This is a genomic window from Butyrivibrio sp. INlla18 (assembly GCF_900103635.1).
Classification (GTDB): Bacteria; Bacillota; Clostridia; order Lachnospirales; family Lachnospiraceae; genus Butyrivibrio.
The window spans coordinates 23,438-43,936 of the sequence record NZ_FMXK01000015.1; the positions used below are offsets into that span (position 1 = coordinate 23,438).

A 20,499-nucleotide genomic window follows, 5' to 3' on the forward strand; every position below is an offset into this window, starting at 1 on the left:
GTGTGTTAAACAACTTATCAATTGGTTTCAGTAATAGAATATCCAACGCCTCTTGAAGCCTTGATCTCACAGGTTGCATCCAGGGAAGAGAGTTTCTTACGAAGGTTTGAGATGTATACCCACACAATGTTAACGTCGGCTTCACCGTCAGGCCAGATCCTGTCCATAAATGTATCAACAGAGATGATTCTTCCTGGAGAAGTCATGAGTAGTTCCATCATCTGGAATTCTCTGCTGGCAAGATGGATCTTGTCGTGATCTGGAGTGCTGAGGTCATAACCGGAGCGGTCAAGAGTCAGATTACCGCAGCTTAGATTGGTTGGTGAAAAGTCAGCTTTTCTGCGGAGCATTGCCCTAACTCTTGCAAGGAGTTCTCCCATATCAAAGGGCTTTGGAAGATAGTCATCTGCTCCAAGATCAAGGCCTTTTATCCTGTCATCAATCTCGGTCTTGGCAGTCAGGAAAAGAACTGGTGTAGAAAGGCCTTTATCTCTGAGCTTTTTGAGGACCTCCATTCCATCAAGTCCTGGCATCATGATATCGAGGATAATGCCGTCGTAATCTCCTGTCAGAGCATAGTCCAGTGCATCTGTGCCGTTATAAACAGCATCTACTGTGTAATTATTGTGTTTTAGGATTGCAACAAGAGCGTTTGAAAGCTCTTTTTCATCATCAGCTAAAAGTAGTCGCATATGTTCTCTCCTATATTAGATAACAGCTACCTTAATTTTAACATAATGAAAGATTACAAAAGAAGAAATATGTGTACAAAATATGAACATAAAACCTGCGTTTAGTCATTTTGAGTACATATTTATCTTGTAGAATGTTTTTATAAACTTTCGGGGGAGCAATTAATGAAGAAAAAGAGCGACTCTTATTACCTGATCTTTTATTCCGTAATCGCTGTATGTATAGTATTTAATCTGGTCGCATGGAATAGTGCGGCTTTTTCTGACTTCTATGCAGCTAAAATTTTCCCAGTAATTTCAAGCACTTATGGAAGACTCACAAGTCTTGTTCCATTTTCTATTGGCGAAGTGATGCTTGTGTTAATAGTGTTGTTTGTGGTTTTCTCAGTTCTTTTCATTATTACTCACACATGTTTCATGATATATGGCAAAAGAGCTAATGCACTTGGATTGAGATATTTTAAGGCTGAGAAGACTTTTAATAAGATTTCTAACGCTCTTTATAGAGTATCTCCAGCTCTCATGGCAATTATCTGCACAGTAATGTCTCTTAACTGCTTTGCCCTTTATCATACATCCAAGATTGGGCTTTATGGTGAGAATACTGGATCTGAGTGTGACATTGCTCAGCTGGCTGAACTTAGAGATTTTGTGGTTAAAAAATGCAACGAGCTTTCTACAAAGGTTCCTCACGACGAGAAGGGCAATGTTATTTATGAAGGTGATATGAGGCAGACTGCTATCGAAGCCATGAAGAGACTTGAAGACCGCTATCCAAGGCTTGGCGGATATTATGTTACTCCAAAGGCTCTGTACTTTTCAGATTTTATGAGCCAGCAGTACATGCAGGGATATTACTTCCCATTTTCCATGGAAGCAAATTATAACGATACAATGTCTATCATGAACAAGCCATTTACTATGTGCCATGAGCTTGCTCATACTCACGGATATATTTATGAAGACGAAGCTAATTTCTTTGGCTTCCTTGCCTGCATCAATTCTGATGATGTAGTGTTTCAGTACAGCGGATATCTTGGAGTTCTTAACTACATTAATAATGACTACTACAGAGCTGTCAGCAAGGAAGAGTACAACTCACACGTCAAGATCTCAGCTAGAGTCAAGTATGACAACAAGTTCATGACTGATGAGGCATGGGTAAAAGTAGAAGAAAAAGCAGTGGTCAAAACAGAAACAGTTAAGAAAGCAGCTGAAACATTCATAGATACAAATCTTAAAGTAAATGGTGTTAGCTCAGGCAAATGTAGCTATACACATGTTGTCGCACTTATTATGGATTATTACTACAATTTCCCAGAAGGTGTGTGATACAATAGCCTTTAAAGGGAGATATTAATATGAAAAAGAAAATAACCGTATTTACACTAGTTCTTTCAATGATGCTTGCTCTGTGCGCTTGTAAGCCTTCAGATGAGAAACTAAGCGAGGCTGAGACTGCAAGAAGTCTTTTATTAGAAGCAAAAGAAAGCGCAGAAGCAACATATCTTGATATAACAGATTCTTCCAAGAAGAGTACGTTAGAAGACCTGTCCAAGGAAGTAGCTGAGATCGAAGCTTTGGATTTTACCAGAATGAGTGACAAGAAGATCGATGGCGTCCTTCCAAAGATCACTGAATTAACAGAAGAATATCAGAGCCTTAATTCTGAATTTGATGAAACTCTCGCCGTTGAGACCAAGAAAAAGGCTGAGAAAGATAAGTACAGCAACGTTGGAGCTTACCTTGTCAACAAAACAGGCATGAACCTGACTGAAGTTGTGCTTCATGATCTGTCTGAAGATACCTATACAGACAATCTTCTTGGGGACGGAGTAGTCCTTGAAGCAGGCTATACTTTAATGGGAGTTGTTCTTGATATCAACAAGAGCAGCACAGAATGGGAGTTTATTGTTAAAAATGACAACAACACATCCTATACTCTTGCATGTGATAGCTTAGCTGGTGCCGACGAAGCAGGTATTTCAATCACCTTGAAATACAGTGATAGCGACAAGACAGGCTCTGCAAGCCTTGGTAGTTATACCGTGTTAAAAGAGCCAGAAACAGCGGAAAATGGCGATGATGCAACAAATACCTCAAGCGAAGCATCAAATTGAGGAAAAAGTGGCATTCTTTGTTAGTTATGCACAAAATATTAAGGAAATCTTAAGATTTTATTCTCACATATGTCGGTGACATTCTGAAATTCACAGTATATAATCTTTCTTTGTACTGAAGCAATTGCTAGATAGCATTTCGCCAATGGCAAATGCAAAAATACATTATTAGTACAGAAGAGGAGAATATATATTATGAAGAAGAATATCGTTACATTACTTTCAGTTTTAACACTTTCAGCAGCAGTTCTTGCTGGTTGCGGTGAGGCAGCAGCAGAGGAGACAGCTGTAGAAGAGACATCAGTAGAGGCATCTGTAGAGGCATCTGTAGAGGCTGTTGAGGCTGCTTCAGAGGCATCATCAGAGGACGCAGCAGCTGAGGCATCATCAGAGGATGCAGCAGCTGAGGCATCATCAGAGGACGCTGCAGCAGACGCTTCATCAGAAGAGGCTGTTGAGGCTGCTTCAGAAGCTTCATCAAACAACTAATTCAATTAGATTAGTATAAGTTTTATATATAGTTAATCAATTGCTTTAGTCAGTACATATAAAAGACCTTCATATCCTAGTGATATGAAGGTCTTTTTTTACTTATTCTTACAGTCATTACATATGCCCAGAATCTCGAGCTGATGCCCTGTTATCTCAAAACCAGGAAGGGAATCCTTGACGGCAGCAGATATGTCGTGAAGAGGACAGGTCTTTATCGGTATCTTCTTGTGACATTTTGTGCATACAGCATAATGCTTGTGAGAGCTCTTTTTTAATTCGTATACTGCGTTATCTTCTGTAGATAAGGTTGTCTTAGTGACAATACCTACTTTTTCAAAAGCTAGCAGATTTCTATATACAGTAGAGAATGCATATTTTTCTTTTGGCGCTGTCATATTTAACTTATCAAATATATCAGCAGCAGATAGCGGCTCATCTGCGTGGTACAAGATCAGGAATATATCTATTCTCTGGTGTGTTTTCTTGACCCCGGCAGGCCAGCATCTTTCTATAATAGAATCACTGTTTTCAGCATGGATCTTACAACTCATTTTTTATCTCCAATTAAAGGCTTATACCAAGCATATCGATCAAAAGACCAGTTACAGTTCCAATGATGAATAAGATAAATGCTACGTTAATGTTTTCCTTCTTATTAGAATTAACTCTGAAAAGAACAAGAAGACCAATACCAGCACCAACTAAAAGACCTGACATCATAGTTCCAAGAGTGATCATCTGATCTAGGTAAAGCTCTGTGATGATAACAGATGGAGCACAGTTAGGAATAAGTCCTACGATTCCAGCAAGGATGTGGCTTATGACAGGGCTTGTCTTAAGTAGCATTGAAAGGTTATCTTCACCAACAATCTCAATAACAAAGTTAAGAACAAGAGTAAGTATAAGTACAAATACAAAAATATGAATGGTGTGAACAAGCGCTGATTTCACAATTCCGATAAAACCAGAGTTTTCTTCTTCCTCGCAGTGGCAATGCTCTTTTTCGCAGAGTTCTTCGATCTTTACAGGATCGTTAAGGCTCTTTCCATGGGTTCTGTGATGCCAATGAACTACTGCATCAATGATAAATCCATAGACAATACCGATCACTGCTTTGAGTACGAGAATCTTGACCATAAGCCCTACTGGAGCCTGATTTGAAATGAAAAGAGGTATCATCTCATCTGAAGTAGAAAGGTAGATCGCGATAAGAGTGCCTAATGTAATGACTCTTCCTGCATAGAGGTTAGAAGCGGCAGCGGAAAATCCACACTGTGGGAAGGCGCCGATAAGTCCCCCCCATAGAGGACCAAAGTGCTCAGTCTTTTGTACTATATTAGAAGTGTATTCTTCAGTCTTGTGTTCCAGATATTCCATAACTAAATAAGTAAAGAAAAGAAATGGAAGAATCTTAACGGAGTCCAAAAGAGCGTCCGCTACTATATCAATTATCATGTTCATAAAAACTCCTTTCAGAAATGCAAATGCAAATCATTAGCATTTGAAAAATGGGCAAAAAAAATATCAGTAAGCGGGTGATGGGAATCGAACCCACGTATCTAGCTTGGAAGGCTAGTGTTCTACCATTGAACTACACCCGCATGGTGCTGACAAGATTGTATTGTACTTAAGTTTATATGGTATGTCAAGTGGTTTTGTGATAAACTTTACCTTGTTTGTCATTTGACATGGCATTTTTGGAGTGTTAAGATGAATCCTACTAAGTTAGTAGGAATTAGAAAGGAAATATATCATTATGTCAGATCAGTCTTTATTACAAGTAAAGGATTTATCAGTATCAATAGATAATGAGCTTCCTATATTACATAAAATTAACTTGGATATTAAGCCAGGGGAGACTCATGTACTTATGGGACCTAACGGTGCTGGTAAGTCAACACTCGGTTATACACTTATGGGTAACCCACATTATCAGGTTACAGATGGAAGTATCGTATTTGAAGGAGAGGACATAACTCATGCTTCAGCTGATAAAAGAGCTAAGGCAGGAATGTTCCTTTCATTCCAGAACCCATTAGAGGTTCCAGGTATTTCACTTGGAAGCTTTATCAGAAATGCATACCATGCTCAGACAGGGGCACCAGTTAAGCTTTTAGCTTTCCAGAAGTCACTTAAGGCTGCTATGGAGCTTCTTTCTATGGATGAGTCATATGCAGACAGAGACCTTAATGTAGGATTCTCTGGTGGTGAGAAAAAGAAGGCTGAGATCCTTCAGCTTCTTATGCTTAACCCTAAGCTTGCAATCCTTGATGAGACAGACTCTGGTCTTGATGTAGATGCCGTTCGTACTGTATCAAAGGGAATTGAAGAGTATCAGAAAAAGAAGGATGGAGCACTTCTCATCATAACTCATAGCACAAAGATCTTGGAGTCACTTCATGTAGACTATACCCACGTATTAGTTAAGGGAAATATTGTTCATACAGGTGATGGAACTCTTGTTGATGAGATCAATGAACACGGATTTGAGAGATTTGTTTCAGAATTAGGTAACTGATTAAGAGGATAGATATGAGCGATAACAAGCAGGTTGTTGCGGATATTAACCGCAGCTTATATGACTTTAAAGATGTAGAAAATGAAAAAGATTTCTATCGTCTGGAAGAGGGTCTTACTGAGGAAACAGTATTAAAGGTTTCTGAGGAAAAGAACGATCCTGACTGGATGAGGGAATTTAGATTAAAATGTCTAAAGCTTTATAACGAGATCAAGTTCCCAGATTGGGGTCCAGATATTGATGGTCTTGATATGGACAAGATCTCTTCTTATGTAAGACACAAGTCAGATATGAAGGGCAAATGGGAAGATGTTCCTGAAGATATCAAGAACACTTTCGAAAAACTAGGAATCCCTCAGGCGGAAAGAGAGTCTCTGGCTGGTGTTGGTGCACAGTACGATTCAGAGCTTGTATATCACAATGTCAAAGATGAAGTTGCAGCCCAGGGCGTAATCTATACCGACTTAGAGTCAGCACTTCGCGGCGAATATGCTGATATGATCAAAGATCATTTTATGAAGCTGGTTCCACCTACAGACCACAAGTTTGCGGCTCTTCACGGAGCAGTATGGTCAGGTGGTTCATTTGTGTACGTTCCAAAGGGAGTAAAAGTAGATATCCCACTTCAGTCATACTTTAGATTAAATGCTGCTGGAGCAGGACAGTTTGAGCACACACTTATTATAGTAGACGAAGGCGCAGACCTTCATTTCATAGAGGGCTGTTCTGCACCTAAGTATAATGTAGCGAACCTTCACGCTGGTTGCGTAGAGCTTTATGTTGGCAAGGGTGCAAGACTTCGTTATTCAACGATTGAGAACTGGTCCAAGAATATGTATAACCTCAACACCAAGAGAGCTCTTGTTGAGGAGAACGGTATCATGGAATGGGTATCAGGTTCTTTTGGTTCACATACATCATACCTTTATCCTATGACGATCCTTAAGGGAGACCACTCCAAGACAGAGTTTACAGGTATCACTTTTGCTGGTCAGGGACAGAATCTTGATACAGGTGCCAAGATTGTACATCAGGGCAAATATACATCATCTTCTATTTCAACTAAGTCTATTTCCAAGGACGGCGGAATTGGAACCTATAGAAGTAGCGTAGTTATCCAGAACACAGCCAAGAAGGCAAAGGCATCTGTTTCTTGTGACTCACTTATGCTTGATAGCATTTCAAGAGCAGATACAATTCCTGGAATGGACATCAGAACAGATGATGCAGATGTAGGACACGAAGCAAAGATTGGAAGAATCAGCGATGAAGCGGTATTCTATCTCATGTCACGAGGCATTAGTGAAGAAGATGCCAAGACAATGATAGTAAGTGGATTTGCAAATCCTGTTTCTAAGGAACTTCCATTAGAATATGCCGTAGAGATGAATAACCTCATCAAGCTTGAGATGAGTGGACATTCAAATGCGTAAGAGAGGTCTACAATGAAAAAAGATTTAGACATGAGAGTAAATGTTCTCCCTGTCCTGACTTACAACTTTTTGCATGTCAACGACAGCAGGATCACAGGCTCAGATATAACAATTGATTCTTTGGAGTGCCCTGAGGCAGGAACAGTTCCAGATGGAGTATCATTAGATAGAGCAGTATCTTTTGACAAGGCAGGAGATATCTTTAGAGCAAACAAAGATAGAATATTGGTTACTACTGGTGTTCCAGGTGCGCCAAATGCAGATATGTCATACAGAGATAAGGACCAGGCCATCAGAACTGGTATGGGAATTGACGTAGATCAGCTCATGATCAGCACAGGGGCAACAGTAGACGTATACACTGTTGCAGAAGGAACTAAGGTAGCTGAACCGATCGTTATTAGATACGACATGAAGGACGGTCAGGGAAGTCTTTCGGGACAGGTAGTACACGCTGCCAAAAATTCAGAAGTTACAGTTATCATGACCTATATTTCTGATAAGGAAGCTTCTGGTTTCCACGGTGTTAGCACAAGACTTCTTGCAGAAGAGGGAGCCAAGATCAACGTAGTAAAGGTACAGCTTCTAGGTGATGGCTTCATGCATCTTGATGATATTGGTGGTGCTTGCTTTGCAAAGGGTCAGATTGATGTTATCTCATTAGAGCTTGGCGCCAAGAAATCCTGGGCTGGATGCTATATTAACCTTGTTGAAGGTGAAGCGGTATTTAACAGCAACATGGGATACCTTTGCAGACAGGATCATAACCTTGATATCAATTATGTTTCTGATCATAGAGGCAAGAAGACAAACGCGGATATGCAGTTTAAGGGTGTTTTGATGGATACAGCTCAAAAGACCTTTAGAGGAACTATAGATTTTAAGAACGGAAGTGCAGGTTCTGCTGGTGATGAGCAGGAAGATACACTCCTTCTTAGTCCTGATGTTGTAAACAAGACAATGCCTGTTATCTTGTGCCAGGAGGAAGATGTTGATGGTAGACATGGTGCTACTATCGGTCAGCTTGGCGAAGATCTTCTTTTCTATATGCAGGCTAGAGGTATAGATGAAGAAGAGGCAAAGAGGATCATGATAAAGGCTAGACTTGAAAGCGTAGCTAGAATGATTCCTAACCCAGAAATAATGCAGAAAGTTCAGTATTATATTCAGAACATAGTATAAACTGACGTTGAGGTGGCATAATGAGTAATTTAGGAGATTTCCGCAAGGATTTTGATCTATTAAATTCTGGCGACTATGTGTATTTTGATAATGCGGCTACTTCACAGAGACCTAGGCAGGTTTTAGAGGCAGTAAGCAACTTTTACAAGACAGCTAATGCTAATCCATTAAGAGGCTTATATGACTGGAGTATGGCAGCTACAGATGCATATGAGAATTCTAGAGCAATAGTGGCAGATTTTATCGGGGCATCCAGAGCTGAAGAGATCATCTTTACTAGAAATACGACAGAGTCATTAAACCTTGTGGCTTATAGCTATGGCCTTGAAAATGTTCATGAAGGAGATGAGATCGTCATCTCAGTTATGGAACATCATAGCAATATGCTTCCATGGCAGATGGTTGCCAAAAAGAACAATGCAAAGCTCGTATTTATGGAACCTTTGGAAGATGGCACTATCACAGAACAGGAGTATAAGTCCAAGATAACAGACAAGACCAAGATCGTGGCAATAGGCCATGTATCCAATGTTATGGGCGTTACTAATCCGGTAAAAGAGATTGCTGGGTACGCTCACTCAAAGGGAGCAATTGTAGTAGTAGATGGTGCCCAGTCAGCACCTCATATGAAGGTTGATGTTCGGGATCTTGGAGCAGACTTTTTTGCCCTTTCTGGACACAAGATGCTTGCTCCTATGGGAATTGGTGCTCTTTATGGCAGATATGAGCTTTTGGAGCAAATGCAGCCATTTTTAAGAGGCGGTGAGATGATCGAGTATGTAACTAGAGAAGATGCTACATACGCTGAGATTCCACACAAATTCGAAGCTGGTACAGTAAATGCAGGTGACGCTGTTGGCCTTGCAGAAGCTATCAAATATATCCAAAACGTTGGATTTGAGGCTATAGAGGCTCAGGAGCAGAAACTTACAACAATGTTAATGGAAGGACTTGCAAAGCTTCCATATATTAAAGTATATGGATCAAAGGATCCAAAAAAGCACTGCGGAATTGTTACGTTTACAATGGATGGCGTTCATCCTCATGATATGTCCTCAATCCTTAATGACGATCACATCTGTGTTAGAGCAGGACATCACTGCGCTCAGCCACTTATGCAGTTTATAGGGGCTGGTTCAACAGCAAGGGCTAGTGTATACTTTTATAATACAGAGAGTGAAGTTGAAAGATTTTTAGATAAGCTTTCAAAGGTAAGAGAGGTCATGGGCTATGGAGCTTAAACAGTTATATCGTGAGATAGTTAATGAACATAATCTTCATCCTGTTCACAAGGGCAAGATGGAGAATCCAGATCTTGTTTTAAGAGGTGTTAATCCTAGTTGTGGCGATGATATTACACTTCAGCTCAAGATCAAAGATGGTGTTATCGTAGAAGGATTGTACGATGGAAGTGGCTGTGCTATTTCACAGGCTTCTGTTGATATGATGGTAGATCAGATCGTTGGAAAGTCCAAAGAGGACGCTATTAAGCTTGCTGGAACATTTATGGGTATGATCAAGGGAGAAGTAACAGATGAGGAGAGTTTAGAGGCTCTTGATGAGGCTGTGGCACTCCAGGATGTGGCTCATATGCCAGCGAGAGTTAAATGCGCGGTCCTTGGATGGCATACAATGCAGGAAATGTTAGAACACCCTGAAAAAGCACAGGGATGAGAAAATGAGCTGCGCTGTGGCCATGCAATACTCGAAATCTGCAGAGCAGATTCCTCGTTTACGCGGTGTTCGCAGGTAGAGAGGTGAACCATGCCGACAGATTCGGAACCGCTTCGCTTGTTCCTCATTGTCGCGGCGTTCGCCGTATAAAAAAATAGACATAATTGTTCTTATGTGTGTAAACACCCACGAACAATATGTCTATTTTTTTGCATGTTTCACTTTACGCGCAAAAAAAGTACCATCCCCAAAGGATATACCTTCGAAAACAGTACTCGGCGTGCGCTGCCAGGGTCTCGAACCCTGGACAACCTGATTAAGAGTCAGGTGCTCTACCAACTGAGCTAGCAGCGCATTTGTTTTATTCGGTTGTCTCCGTGTCTTAACGACAAGTGATATATTACTACGGCTAAAACAGAAATGCAAGCACTTTTTTTAATTTTTTTTAAAAAAATTAAAATCTTCTGTATTTATGCGGTTTTCACTGCCCTTTTTTTATGGTAAATTAGATAAGTAATACAGTAATTAGGAGAAAAAAATGATTTTTGATACACATGCTCATTATGATGATGAGCAGTTTGATGAAGATAGAGAAGCGCTTCTTGCGTCAATGGAAAGCGCTGGAATCACTAATATAGTCAATGTTGGAGCAAGTTTGGAGACTACAAGGAAGACTTTGGAGCTTGCACATAAATATGATTTTATTCATGCTGCGGTTGGTGTTCACCCAAGCGAAGTGGCAGAGCTTGATGAAGACAAGTTTGAACTCCTTAGAGAATGGAGTCAGGATGGCAGATGTGTAGCCATTGGAGAGATAGGCCTTGATTATCATTGGCCAGAGCCCTCACCAGAGCTTCAAAAGAAATGGTTTGCAAGACAGCTTCAACTAGCAAGACAGCAGAGGCTTCCGGTTATCATTCATTCAAGAGATGCAGCGTCAGATACTCTAGAAGTCATGAAAGAGAATCATGCAGAAGAGATCGGAGGAGTAGTTCACTGTTTCTCTTATTCAAAAGAGATTGCTAAGATCTGCGTCGATATGGGATTTTATATTGGCATCGGCGGCGTAGTTACTTTTAAGAATGGCAAAAAGATGAAGGAAGTCGTGGAGCAGACTCCAATGGATAAGATTCTTTTGGAGACTGATTGTCCATATCTTGCGCCAGAGCCAAATAGAGGAAGACGTAATTCATCTCTTAATCTTCCACTTGTGGTAGATGCTATAGCGGCTATTAAGGGCATTAGCGCTGAAGAGGTGATCAGAATTACAGAAGACAATGCAAAGCGTATGTATGGTCTTTTGATGGAGGTTTAAATGGCATATCTTGGAAATAGTGCACGCACCAAGGAAGTGCTTGCTAAATACAATATGAGTGCCAAGAAGAAGTTCGGACAGAACTTTTTGATAGATAATGGCGTTTTAGAAGGAATAGTAGAAGCTTCAGGAGTGACCAAGGATACCTGCGTACTTGAGATTGGACCAGGCATTGGAACTCTTACACAGTATCTTGCTGAGTTAGCAAAAAGAGTCATTGCAGTTGAGATCGACAAGACTCTTATGCCGGTTCTTGCAGATACACTTTCAGAATATGACAATGTCACAGTAATAAACGAAGACGTCTTGAAGGTAGATATTGAATCTATCATCAAGGAATACAATGATAACAAGCCTATTAAGGTAGTTGCTAATCTTCCGTACTACATTACTACACCTATCATCATGAAGCTCTTTGAAAGCGGAGCTCCTATTGAGAGCGTCACAGTAATGGTTCAGAAGGAAGTTGCAGATAGAATGGTCATGGGACCTGGTAACAAGGATTATGGAGCTCTTTCTCTTGCGGTAGGCTTCTATGCTTCTGCTGAGAATGTAATGGATGTTCCGCCTAGTAGCTTCATACCACAGCCAGGAGTTGGATCAGCTGTAGTTCATCTTAAAAAGTATGAGAACAAGCCAGTACAGGCAAAGGATGAAAAATATCTTTTTGAGATCATAAGGACTGCGTTCAATCAGAGACGCAAAACCTTATCAAATTCACTTGCAAATAATCCAAATTTGAAGGTTTCCAGAGAGCAGGTTCAAGAAGCACTAGTTAAAATGGGGATTGATGAGAAAGCGAGAGGAGAAGTGCTAGCACTTTCACAGTTTGCAGAGCTTTCCGACATTTTACAAAGATAATGGGCTAGTGTTATACTAACACTAGATATTGTAGTTTTAGTATCAAAGAGGTAGATATTTTGGATAAAGTTGAGTACAAGATCAGAGCGGACGAGATAAAAGCTCTGGTGGGGGAAGGCAGTTTTGCCGAGGCGGTCAAGATCGCTGATACAATTGATTGGAAACGTGTTAAGAGCGTGCAGATGCTCTGTATGATAAGTGACCTATACAAGATCAACAGACGTTATGAGGAGAGTAGAGATATTCTTCTTATGGCTTATGACAGATTTCCTACAGGTAGGAAGATTGTCTATTCACTGTGTGAACTAGCTATTAAAATGGGGGAGTTCGTTCAGGCAGTAGAGTATTACAAAGAGTTTGTAAGGATCGCACCTCGTGACACAGCAAGATATATCCTTCAGTACAAGCTGTATGAAGCTCAGGAAGTTAGCCTTGAAGAGCGTATCGCAGTTTTGGAGGAGTTCAAAAAGCACGATTATAAAGAAAAATGGGTATATGAACTTGCCTATCTGTATCATCGCGTAGGTCTTACTACTGAGTGTATTGAGACTTGTGATGAGCTTTTCTTGTGGCTTGGAGATGGAAATTATGTTATGAAGGCCCTTGAACTCAAAGCTCTTCATGAACCACTTTCTCCAGAGCAGCAGGATAGATATATCAGATACAAGCAGAACCACGGCGGATTCATCGATAAGAGCATCATCGTAGACAAGGATGAAGTTGGAACCGATGAGCCTAGGACAGTAGAGATCAAGCAGCCTACCAAGGAGATGCCTCCTGTAACTGATGAGGTGATCCAGGAGTACAATAATGGCGCATATCAGCCACAGCAGGAGCCTGCTTATGATACTCTTCCTACTGATCAGCCTACCCGCGAGATGGATAGGATCGTTTATCCACATATCAGCGAGATAAAAGAGCCATCAGTAGACGTAAGTGATTACAACACAATGAACCTTCAGGAAGCCCTTGCAGAGAACTTGAAAGCTGTAATAGGCGACGACACAGAAGGCGACCTTAAATCATATGAGCCTGTTACAGGACAGGAGACAAGTCCTTCAAGCCCTGTACAGCCTATCACTGCAGAGATCTTTGAGGATGATCAGGATATTCCTGAAGAGGCAGACCAGGATGACTTCGAGCAGACATCAACTGGAATGCAGGAGCTGTTCTTTGACACACAGGCAAATGTATCAGCAGATCAGGAAGAAACTGATGAGACTGAAGAAACAGATACTGTAGAAGAGGTTGTAGCAGATGATACTGCAGAGGATCTTCCAGAAGCTGAGGAAGAGGAAGCTGAGCCAGAGCTTGGAATAGACATCAAGTATGGCGGCAACGGCCCTATCCTTGGCGAGGAAAAGAGATCCCTTCACCAGCCAGTTTACGAAGAAAAGCCATTAGAAGACGAGGTACCTGGAGCAGTTATTCATCCAAATGCTGCATATCAGATGCCTAGCCATTTTGATAATTATCTTTCTCAGGAATACGACGGCCAGATCAGTATGGCTGTGGAACCTGAGCCAGAAGTTGAAAAGCAGATAACAGGTCAGATCAGTATTTCTGAATACATGCAGAACTGGGAAGACTTCAAAAAGAACCAGCAGGAAAAACAGCTTCAGCGCGTAAAGATGCTTGTTGCTGAGGAGACTGGAGATCTTTTTGCTGATTACGATGAAAAGACAAAGGCTGGTCTTCAGGAGAAGCTTGAGAAGGCAATCTCAGAGGCGCTCAAGAAGGAAAGGCACGACAAGGCTTCAGGAAGAGGCGACTGGTCCAAGAATAACGAAGATGTTATTGATGAAGCAGTTGATGGAGTCATCAAGAACGAAGATATAGACACAACAGAAGTTCCAGAGACTTCAGAAGAAGAGCCAGAAGAAACCGATGTTGAAGAGACTAAGGAAGCAGTGGCTTCAACTGAGGAAGTAGCAGAAGCTTCTAGCGACGAGGCAGCAGAGTCTTCTGAGGAAGGAAAAGAATCAGAAGAGACAGCTGAAGAAAAAGAAGAGACTACAGAAGAGTCTGATGAAGAAGTTTCAGAAGATAAGGCTAAAGAAGGTTCTTCTAAGGCAGAGGAAAAGAAAGAGCCTGAAAAGAAAGAAGCTTCCGACAAGAAGGCAGACAAAAAATCCGATAGAAAGCCTGAGAAGAAACACGACAAGGGCAAGAGACATATTGGAAATAGAGAGATCGAAGAGCGCGTAAGAACTATGACTCCAGAGGAGAAGCAGCTCTTTGGACCATATATCCACCACAAGAAGTCCAGAAGACAGATCATCAACGCAATTGATAATCTCAGTATGGACGCATTTAGCGGAAATGCTATCGTAACCGGTGAGGAAGGCGCTGGAACAGTTAACCTTGCAAAGGGACTTATTAAGGCTGTTCAGGCATCTGATTCAAACTTCAGCGGTAAGGTAGCTAAGATCACAGCTAATACTCTTAACAAGAAGAGCGTTGCTACAATTTTTGATAAGCTTGCAAATGGTGCACTTATCATTCAGAGAGCAGCAGACCTTACTCCAGAGACTGTTGGAGAACTCCTTAAGATCCTTCAGGAGGAAAATAAGGGACTTATCATCGTTATGGAAGATACCAAGGAAGATATGAACAGATTCCTTGATAAGAATCCATCACTCAAGCAGAGCTTCAATGTAAGAGTAGATATCGAGGCTCTTGATGATGATTCACTTGTTGCTTACGCAAAGCAGTACGCATTAGAGAAAGAATATGCTATAGACAACTTAGGTATCTTGGCATTACATACCAGAATTTCAGAAAGACAGACACTAGATCATGAAGTGACTGTTTCAGAGGTCAAGGATATCATAGACGACGCTATCTACTATGCAGAGAAGCGCACATTAGCTCACTTTGTCGATGTTATCGTCAACAAGAGATACGACGAGAACGATATGGTTATCCTCAGAGAAAAAGATTTTATGCACTGATTACAGATTATAAGCGAGGGGGCTTTGTAGTATGGGGCAAAAAGTATTTATATCTGAAGCAGATGAGTACCTATTCGGACAAGGAACACATTACGAGATCTACGAAAAATTAGGAGCACACCCTTCTGAAGAGAACGGCAAAAAAGGCTATTTCTTCGCAGTATGGGCACCAAATGCTGCTGACGTTCATGTCATTGGCTCTTTTAACAACTGGGATGAGACTGCTCACCAGCTCAAAAGAACTAAGACAGGAAATATATGGACCGGTTTTATTCCGGGGGTTGGAATAGGTCAGCTATATAAATATCTCATTACTACGCCAGAGGGTAAAAAGCTCTATAAGGCTGACCCTTATGCGAACTATGCAGAACTAAGACCTGGAAATGCATCTAGGACAACTGATCTTTCAGGCTTTAAGTGGAGTGATTCCAAGTGGTACGAGAGCATCAAGGGAAAAGAGATCACTCGTCAGCCACTTGCTATCTACGAGTGTCACATTGGTTCCTGGATGAAACATCCAGATGGAACAGAGGATGGATTCTATACCTACAGGCAGTTTGCTGATAGGATAGTTGAGTACCTCAAGGAAATGAAGTACACACACGTTGAACTTATTGGAATCGCAGAGCATCCTTTCGATGGTTCTTGGGGCTATCAGGTTACAGGCTACTATGCTCCAACAGCAAGATATGGTGAGCCTTCTGATTTCATGTATCTTGTGAACAAGCTTCACAAGAACAATATCGGCGTTATCCTTGATTGGGTACCAGCCCACTTTGCAACAGACGAATTTGGCCTTGCATGTTTTGATGGCCAGTGCATATATGAACATCCAGACCCAAGGAAGGGAGAGCATCCTGACTGGGGCACCAAGATCTTCAATCTTGAAAAGCCTGAGGTCAAGAACTTCCTCATTGCAAATGCTCTTTTCTGGATCAGAAAATTCCATGTGGACGGACTTAGAGTAGATGCCGTGGCATCAATGCTCTATCTTGACTATGGCAAGAAGGACGGACAGTGGATACCTAATAAATACGGTGAGAATAAGAACCTCGAAGCAATCGAGTTCTTTAAGCATTTAAATTCAGTAGTCAGAGGAACATATCCAGAAGTACTGACTATTGCCGAAGAGTCCACAGCGTGGCCAAAGGTTACAGCGCCTCCAGAAGAGGATGGACTTGGATTTGCCTATAAGTGGAATATGGGCTGGATGCATGATTTTTGCGAGTACATGAAGCTGGATCCATATTTCAGACAGGGCGCACACTACATGATGACCTTTGCCATGAGCTACAACAGCTCAGAAAAATACATTCTGCCGCTGTCTCATGATGAAGTGGTTCATCTTAAATGCTCAATGGTTGAAAAGATGCCAGGTTATAAGGTTGATAAGTACGCAAACCTTAGAGCTGGTTATACCTACATGTTTGGTCATTCTGGCAAAAAGCTTTTGTTCATGGGACAGGACTTTGGCCAGGAGAGAGAATGGAGCGAAAAAAGAGAGCTTGACTGGTTCCTTTTGGAGAATGAACTAAACAGAGGAATGAAGGACTACGTAGGAGAGCTCCTAAAGATCTACAGAAAATACCCTGCCCTTTATGAAGTAGATGATGACTGGGGCGGATTTGAGTGGATAAACGCCGATGACAAGGACCGTAGCACCTACAGCTTCTATCGCAGGGCAATCGATGGAAGAGATAACATTCTCTTTGTGATCAATATGACTCCAGTTGAGAGAAAGGGCTTTATGGTTGGCGTTCCTTTTGCTGGAACATATACCAAGATCCTTGATAGCGCTGAAAAGAAATACGGCGGTTGCGGTAGTAACGTAGAGTCCAAGATAGAAGCAGCACCGGGGCTTTGTGATTACAAGGATTACAGCATTACTCTTGATCTTCCTCCTTATGGAGCAGAGGTATTTGTATTCCAAAATCCAGAACTGGAGCCTGCAAAAAAAGCACCAGCCAAGAAAGTAGTAAGGAAAACTACGACAAAGACTACCACAAAAGCTGCAAAGACAACTAAGAAAAAATAAGTCTTAAGAATTTATGACCATGTGCCGAAATAGAAGGTGACGGAATAAACCGTCACCTTTTTTCGTGTAGATTTCTTTAGCGAGGCGCAGATGAATATTACTTTTCAAAACATTACAGACCAGCGCGCTGAAAAGAAACCGTTCATAAACGGCATGGAAGCAGAAAATAGAACAGGTTTAAGTGCTGGAAGAACAGAAAAGACTGGTGGAAGCGCATATGCAGTACAGTTAGATTCAAGTCTTTTTAGTGACGACGCATATGCAAAAAATGCAAAGAGCATTGATGACATCAGCAACATGGCAGAAAACACGGATGTTTTGAATAGACATAATTTTATGGCTCTTTTATCAAATACCATGTCAGGGGAGGACTATGCAAAGGCCCTTGAGGATGGATTTGATCTTAAAAATCTAAATAGTGCAGAGACAGTCACCATAGTAGACAGGATCAAGAGCGCCCTTTTGCAGGCTGGCGTTGAAGTTGTTGGCTACAATGATGACATGAGTCTTGATAAGCTTACCAAGATCTTTGGAAACAAAGGTTTTGCTTCTGCGCTCAAAAGCAGTTTTTCTGAAAATGACATTCCATTAACAGAAGAAAACGTAACAGATGCCAAGGTTGCCTATGAGGAGGTTTCTCAGATGGAGAACCTTGACGATAGTGCGGTCAAATATCTGGTACTTAACAATAAGTCAGCGACAATTGGCAATGTATATCTGGCTCAGCATAGTACAAATGGACAGAACGCATCTGGAAGAGGCTTCTATGCTCAGGATATGGGCGGATACTATGCTCAGAAGTCTGATAGCTATGATTGGGAGCAGCTTCGCCCTCAGCTTGAAAAGGTAGCGCAGGAAGCTGGGCTTTCTGCAGAGGATGACCATGTTATTGATATGGCCAAATGGACAGTGATGCAGGGCATTCCACTTACAGCTGAGAATTTAGATCGTGTACTTGAGTTAAAAGATATTTCTTTTCCTATAGAGGATGAAAAACTTGCAAGCGTTATAACATCAGCAATAGCAGATGGAAAGAGCGCAGTGGAAGGTAATCTCGTAGATCCAACGAGCAACATGAACAAGGCTATTGAGATTGCAGATAAAACGGCAAGACTTTCAGATACGTCAGTAGACAAGGTTCTTTCACAGGGAAAAGAAGTTAATCTTAAGAATTTATTTGAAGCTGAGTATTCTTCAGTTTCTATAAACGCTGCGTACTATGATAGTGCTGCATCCCAGACAGCCCGCCTTCAGCTTGAAGAAGTAAGGCTTAAGATGACAGTAGAAGCAAATAAGCAGCTCTTAGACAGCGGCTTTTCTATAGACACAGCCCCTATGGAGCAGCTCATTGAAAGACTAAAAGGTCTTCTCGGGCAGCAGGCTGATGAGGCAGCAGGTCAGGCAGTTGATGAGCATACCCATGTTACGGGGGTTAGCTCAAAGGCAATCTTTGAGATGTCTCTTTCTAGGATCTCGATCATCAGGACAGCTCCAGCAGATCTTGTTGGCAAGATGTCTTCTGAGTTTGAGAAGGCAACGCTTGGAAAGATAAGTGAAGAAGCAGCTAAGCTTACAATGAAGTTCAAGGCAGCAAGCCAGGGATATGAAGAGCTCATGACAGCTCCACGATCAGACCTGGGAGACAGCATCAAAAAAGCCTTTAGAAATGTCGATGATATATTAGAGGACCTTGGCAAAGAGTTAAATGATGAGAACAGAAGAGCTGTCAGGATCCTTGGATATAACATCATGGAAATTAACGAAGAGAACTTCGAAAAGGTAAGATCTTGGGATCAGAAGCTTAAGTCCACAATAGATAGATTAAAACCAGGAGCAGTGCTTGATCTTATAAGAGAAGGCAAGAACCCTCTTGGAATGACCATAGAAGAACTTGGAAAGAGCCTTGATGAGAATCTCATGGGAGGAGACAAGGATTCTTCTAATGGAAATAGTAAATCTGATGAGAAGTACGCCAAGTTCCTTTATAAGCTTGAGAAAAAAGGCGATATAACAGAGGCAGAAAAACAGTCATTTATCGGTATCTATAGACTTTTCCATACCATCAAAGCCACTGATTATCAGGCTATCGGATCACTGCTTAAGACAGATCAGGATATGACTTTGGAAAATCTTTTGAAGGCAACAAGAACTCAGAAGACTTCAAAAAGAGGCTTGGACTTCACTGTTGATGACGATTTCGGTGGTTTATCAGCAGGACGATCTGGAATAAAAATTGATGAACAGATAAATTCAGCCTTCAGGTTTTATAGTGCACAAGCCGATATAGTATATGAGAACCTTGAACCTGAAAAGTTAGCCAAGGCAGCACCAAAGAATGAGACTCTTTTACCAGACCTTGCAAGTGCGCTTAGTCAGGCTGAGATTGATAAAGAGCTTGAAAGAAAGTTTAGCGATGAACAGCTAAAAGACATCAGAGAGACAGTAGCATCTAGGCTTACAGAAAGTACTCTTGATGAGATGGACTCTCTCGAAATGGAACTTACCTACAACAATCTTGAGGCCATGATCGCAAATAGGCGAGACAGAAAGAGCGGCAGTATCTGGGAAAAGACAGCTAGTTACCATGAAAAGGCTGATGAGATCCAGGATAAACTCACTTCACTTCTTGGAGAAGAAGGCTATGAAGAAGAGTATCAGAAGCAGGTACTTTCTTTGAAAGATCAGCTTTCCGAAGAAATACTTAATCCGAAAAACAGCTTCATTGATGTAAGAGCAATAAAGCTCATGCAGAAGCAGTTATCCGTTATGAGCGGAAATGCTGAAAGAGGAAGTTTTGAGATTCCAGTAGAAGTTGAAGGAACCAAGGTTTCAATGCATGTCACTTTGCGAAGTGACAGCAGTAATATCACAAGGATGGACGCAAGTATTCAGACCTATGAGTATGGACTTATTACAGCAAGTCTTTATGAAAAAGGCGGCGTGATAAATGGAATGCTCACTACAACGAGTGCAGAGAACGCCGAAGAAACTGAATATCTTGAAGGAATCAGGCAGAAAATGTGTGATAATCTTGCGAATATGATAAAGGACATGGGTGTAGACCAGAATATGATCAGTATCCTTTATCACGCACAGAGTAGACCTACAGGAGTAGGCACGGGAATTGCCAGAGCCATGGATGGCGGACAGAACAACAACACAGACACAACTACTTTGCTAAAAATGGCAAAAGCATTTATCGAAGCTCTTTAAGGGCAGCAGG

The 20,499-nt window shown here is 41.4% G+C and carries 16 protein-coding genes and 2 tRNA genes; 13 read left to right on the forward strand and 5 right to left on the reverse strand.

Going from position 1 to position 20,499, the window contains the following annotated elements; translation table 11 throughout:
• Positions 1-17: 17 nt before the first annotated feature.
• The gene (locus BLS24_RS11330) at positions 18-692 is read right to left on the reverse strand and encodes a response regulator transcription factor (protein ID WP_091759132.1); all 675 of its coding nucleotides are present in this window, start codon (positions 690-692) and stop codon (positions 18-20) included.
• A 165-nt stretch (positions 693-857) separates the two neighbouring features.
• On the opposite strand from BLS24_RS11330, the gene BLS24_RS11335 reads away from it, so the two are divergent.
• From BLS24_RS11335 to BLS24_RS11345, 3 genes are all read left to right on the forward strand, one after another.
• Positions 858-2,024, forward strand: a complete 1,167-nt coding sequence (locus BLS24_RS11335; protein ID WP_091759134.1) for a DUF3810 domain-containing protein — start codon at positions 858-860, stop codon at positions 2,022-2,024.
• Positions 2,025-2,053: 29 nt separating this feature from the next.
• The gene (locus BLS24_RS11340) at positions 2,054-2,812 is read left to right on the forward strand and encodes a hypothetical protein (RefSeq protein WP_091759136.1); all 759 of its coding nucleotides are present in this window, start codon (positions 2,054-2,056) and stop codon (positions 2,810-2,812) included.
• A 195-nt stretch (positions 2,813-3,007) separates the two neighbouring features.
• Entirely contained in the window at positions 3,008-3,301 is a 294-nt protein-coding gene (locus BLS24_RS11345; protein WP_091759138.1) for a hypothetical protein, read from the forward strand.
• 98 nt (positions 3,302-3,399) lie between these two features.
• On the opposite strand, the gene BLS24_RS11350 is transcribed toward BLS24_RS11345, so the two are convergent.
• The 3 genes from BLS24_RS11350 to BLS24_RS11360 all read right to left on the reverse strand — a co-directional run bounded on the left by BLS24_RS11350 (position 3,400) and on the right by BLS24_RS11360 (position 4,905).
• Positions 3,400-3,855, reverse strand: a complete 456-nt coding sequence (locus BLS24_RS11350; RefSeq protein WP_091759141.1) for a Fur family transcriptional regulator — start codon at positions 3,853-3,855, stop codon at positions 3,400-3,402.
• Between the two features lie 13 nt (positions 3,856-3,868).
• Complete coding sequence (locus BLS24_RS11355) at positions 3,869-4,765, reverse strand: putative manganese transporter (protein ID WP_242872285.1); 897 nt, start codon at positions 4,763-4,765, stop codon at positions 3,869-3,871.
• A gap of 69 nt (positions 4,766-4,834) precedes the next feature.
• Positions 4,835-4,905 (reverse strand) — tRNA-Gly (locus tag BLS24_RS11360).
• A 155-nt stretch (positions 4,906-5,060) separates the two neighbouring features.
• Between BLS24_RS11360 and sufC the strand changes: the two genes are divergently transcribed.
• The 5 genes from sufC to sufU are packed head-to-tail and all read left to right on the forward strand — an operon-like array spanning position 5,061 to position 10,111.
• The gene (gene sufC / locus BLS24_RS11365; RefSeq protein WP_071174904.1) at positions 5,061-5,822 is read left to right on the forward strand and encodes a Fe-S cluster assembly ATPase SufC; all 762 of its coding nucleotides are present in this window, start codon (positions 5,061-5,063) and stop codon (positions 5,820-5,822) included.
• Positions 5,823-5,836: 14 nt separating this feature from the next.
• Positions 5,837-7,255 carry a Fe-S cluster assembly protein SufB gene (gene sufB, locus BLS24_RS11370; RefSeq protein ID WP_091759142.1) on the forward strand — a complete coding sequence of 473 codons (1,419 nt, stop codon included), beginning with the start codon at positions 5,837-5,839 and terminating at the stop codon, positions 7,253-7,255.
• A gap of 12 nt (positions 7,256-7,267) precedes the next feature.
• On the forward strand, positions 7,268-8,437 hold the full coding sequence (locus tag BLS24_RS11375; RefSeq protein ID WP_091759143.1) for a SufB/SufD family protein: 1,170 nt from the start codon (positions 7,268-7,270) through the stop codon (positions 8,435-8,437).
• A gap of 20 nt (positions 8,438-8,457) precedes the next feature.
• Complete coding sequence (locus tag BLS24_RS11380) at positions 8,458-9,678, forward strand: aminotransferase class V-fold PLP-dependent enzyme (protein WP_091759145.1); 1,221 nt, start codon at positions 8,458-8,460, stop codon at positions 9,676-9,678.
• Positions 9,668-10,111: a Fe-S cluster assembly sulfur transfer protein SufU gene (gene sufU, locus BLS24_RS11385; RefSeq protein WP_071174908.1), complete on the forward strand. Its 444-nt coding sequence runs from the start codon at positions 9,668-9,670 to the stop codon at positions 10,109-10,111. The genes BLS24_RS11380 and sufU overlap by 11 nt, the downstream gene beginning before the upstream one ends.
• A gap of 281 nt (positions 10,112-10,392) precedes the next feature.
• On the opposite strand, the gene BLS24_RS11390 is transcribed toward sufU, so the two are convergent.
• Positions 10,393-10,465 (reverse strand) — tRNA-Lys (locus BLS24_RS11390).
• 184 nt (positions 10,466-10,649) lie between these two features.
• Here BLS24_RS11390 and BLS24_RS11395 point away from each other — a divergent pair.
• The 5 genes from BLS24_RS11395 to BLS24_RS11415 all read left to right on the forward strand — a co-directional run bounded on the left by BLS24_RS11395 (position 10,650) and on the right by BLS24_RS11415 (position 20,489).
• On the forward strand, positions 10,650-11,426 hold the full coding sequence (locus tag BLS24_RS11395) for a TatD family hydrolase (RefSeq protein WP_091759148.1): 777 nt from the start codon (positions 10,650-10,652) through the stop codon (positions 11,424-11,426).
• Positions 11,427-12,287 carry a 16S rRNA (adenine(1518)-N(6)/adenine(1519)-N(6))-dimethyltransferase RsmA gene (rsmA, locus tag BLS24_RS11400; protein ID WP_091759151.1) on the forward strand — a complete coding sequence of 287 codons (861 nt, stop codon included), beginning with the start codon at positions 11,427-11,429 and terminating at the stop codon, positions 12,285-12,287.
• 59 nt (positions 12,288-12,346) lie between these two features.
• Positions 12,347-15,241, forward strand: a complete 2,895-nt coding sequence (locus BLS24_RS11405; protein ID WP_091759153.1) for a tetratricopeptide repeat protein — start codon at positions 12,347-12,349, stop codon at positions 15,239-15,241.
• 31 nt (positions 15,242-15,272) lie between these two features.
• Entirely contained in the window at positions 15,273-17,276 is a 2,004-nt protein-coding gene (glgB, locus tag BLS24_RS11410) for a 1,4-alpha-glucan branching protein GlgB (protein ID WP_091759155.1), read from the forward strand.
• A 90-nt stretch (positions 17,277-17,366) separates the two neighbouring features.
• A complete protein-coding gene (locus tag BLS24_RS11415; protein ID WP_091759157.1) occupies positions 17,367-20,489 on the forward strand; it encodes a DUF6240 domain-containing protein in 3,123 nt (1,040 codons plus the stop codon).
• Positions 20,490-20,499: the final 10 nt, after the last annotated feature.

Excerpts from the sequence above, each read along its gene's own strand:
- BLS24_RS11415 (WP_091759157.1), top strand. The coding sequence starts at position 17,367 with ATGAATATTACTTTTCAAAACATTACAGACCAGCGCGCTGAAAAGAAA.
- BLS24_RS11340 (WP_091759136.1), top strand. The coding sequence starts at position 2,054 with ATGAAAAAGAAAATAACCGTATTTACACTAGTTCTTTCAATGATGCTT.
- BLS24_RS11395 (WP_091759148.1), top strand. The coding sequence starts at position 10,650 with ATGATTTTTGATACACATGCTCATTATGATGATGAGCAGTTTGATGAA.
- BLS24_RS11375 (WP_091759143.1), top strand. The coding sequence starts at position 7,268 with ATGAAAAAAGATTTAGACATGAGAGTAAATGTTCTCCCTGTCCTGACT.
- sufB (WP_091759142.1), top strand. The coding sequence starts at position 5,837 with ATGAGCGATAACAAGCAGGTTGTTGCGGATATTAACCGCAGCTTATAT.
- BLS24_RS11345 (WP_091759138.1), top strand. The coding sequence starts at position 3,008 with ATGAAGAAGAATATCGTTACATTACTTTCAGTTTTAACACTTTCAGCA.
- BLS24_RS11355 (WP_242872285.1), bottom strand. The coding sequence starts at position 4,765 with ATGAACATGATAATTGATATAGTAGCGGACGCTCTTTTGGACTCCGTT.
- sufU (WP_071174908.1), top strand. The coding sequence starts at position 9,668 with ATGGAGCTTAAACAGTTATATCGTGAGATAGTTAATGAACATAATCTT.
- BLS24_RS11335 (WP_091759134.1), top strand. The coding sequence starts at position 858 with ATGAAGAAAAAGAGCGACTCTTATTACCTGATCTTTTATTCCGTAATC.
- rsmA (WP_091759151.1), top strand. The coding sequence starts at position 11,427 with ATGGCATATCTTGGAAATAGTGCACGCACCAAGGAAGTGCTTGCTAAA.
- sufC (WP_071174904.1), top strand. The coding sequence starts at position 5,061 with ATGTCAGATCAGTCTTTATTACAAGTAAAGGATTTATCAGTATCAATA.
- BLS24_RS11330 (WP_091759132.1), bottom strand. The coding sequence starts at position 692 with ATGCGACTACTTTTAGCTGATGATGAAAAAGAGCTTTCAAACGCTCTT.
- BLS24_RS11380 (WP_091759145.1), top strand. The coding sequence starts at position 8,458 with ATGAGTAATTTAGGAGATTTCCGCAAGGATTTTGATCTATTAAATTCT.
- glgB (WP_091759155.1), top strand. The coding sequence starts at position 15,273 with ATGGGGCAAAAAGTATTTATATCTGAAGCAGATGAGTACCTATTCGGA.
- BLS24_RS11350 (WP_091759141.1), bottom strand. The coding sequence starts at position 3,855 with ATGAGTTGTAAGATCCATGCTGAAAACAGTGATTCTATTATAGAAAGA.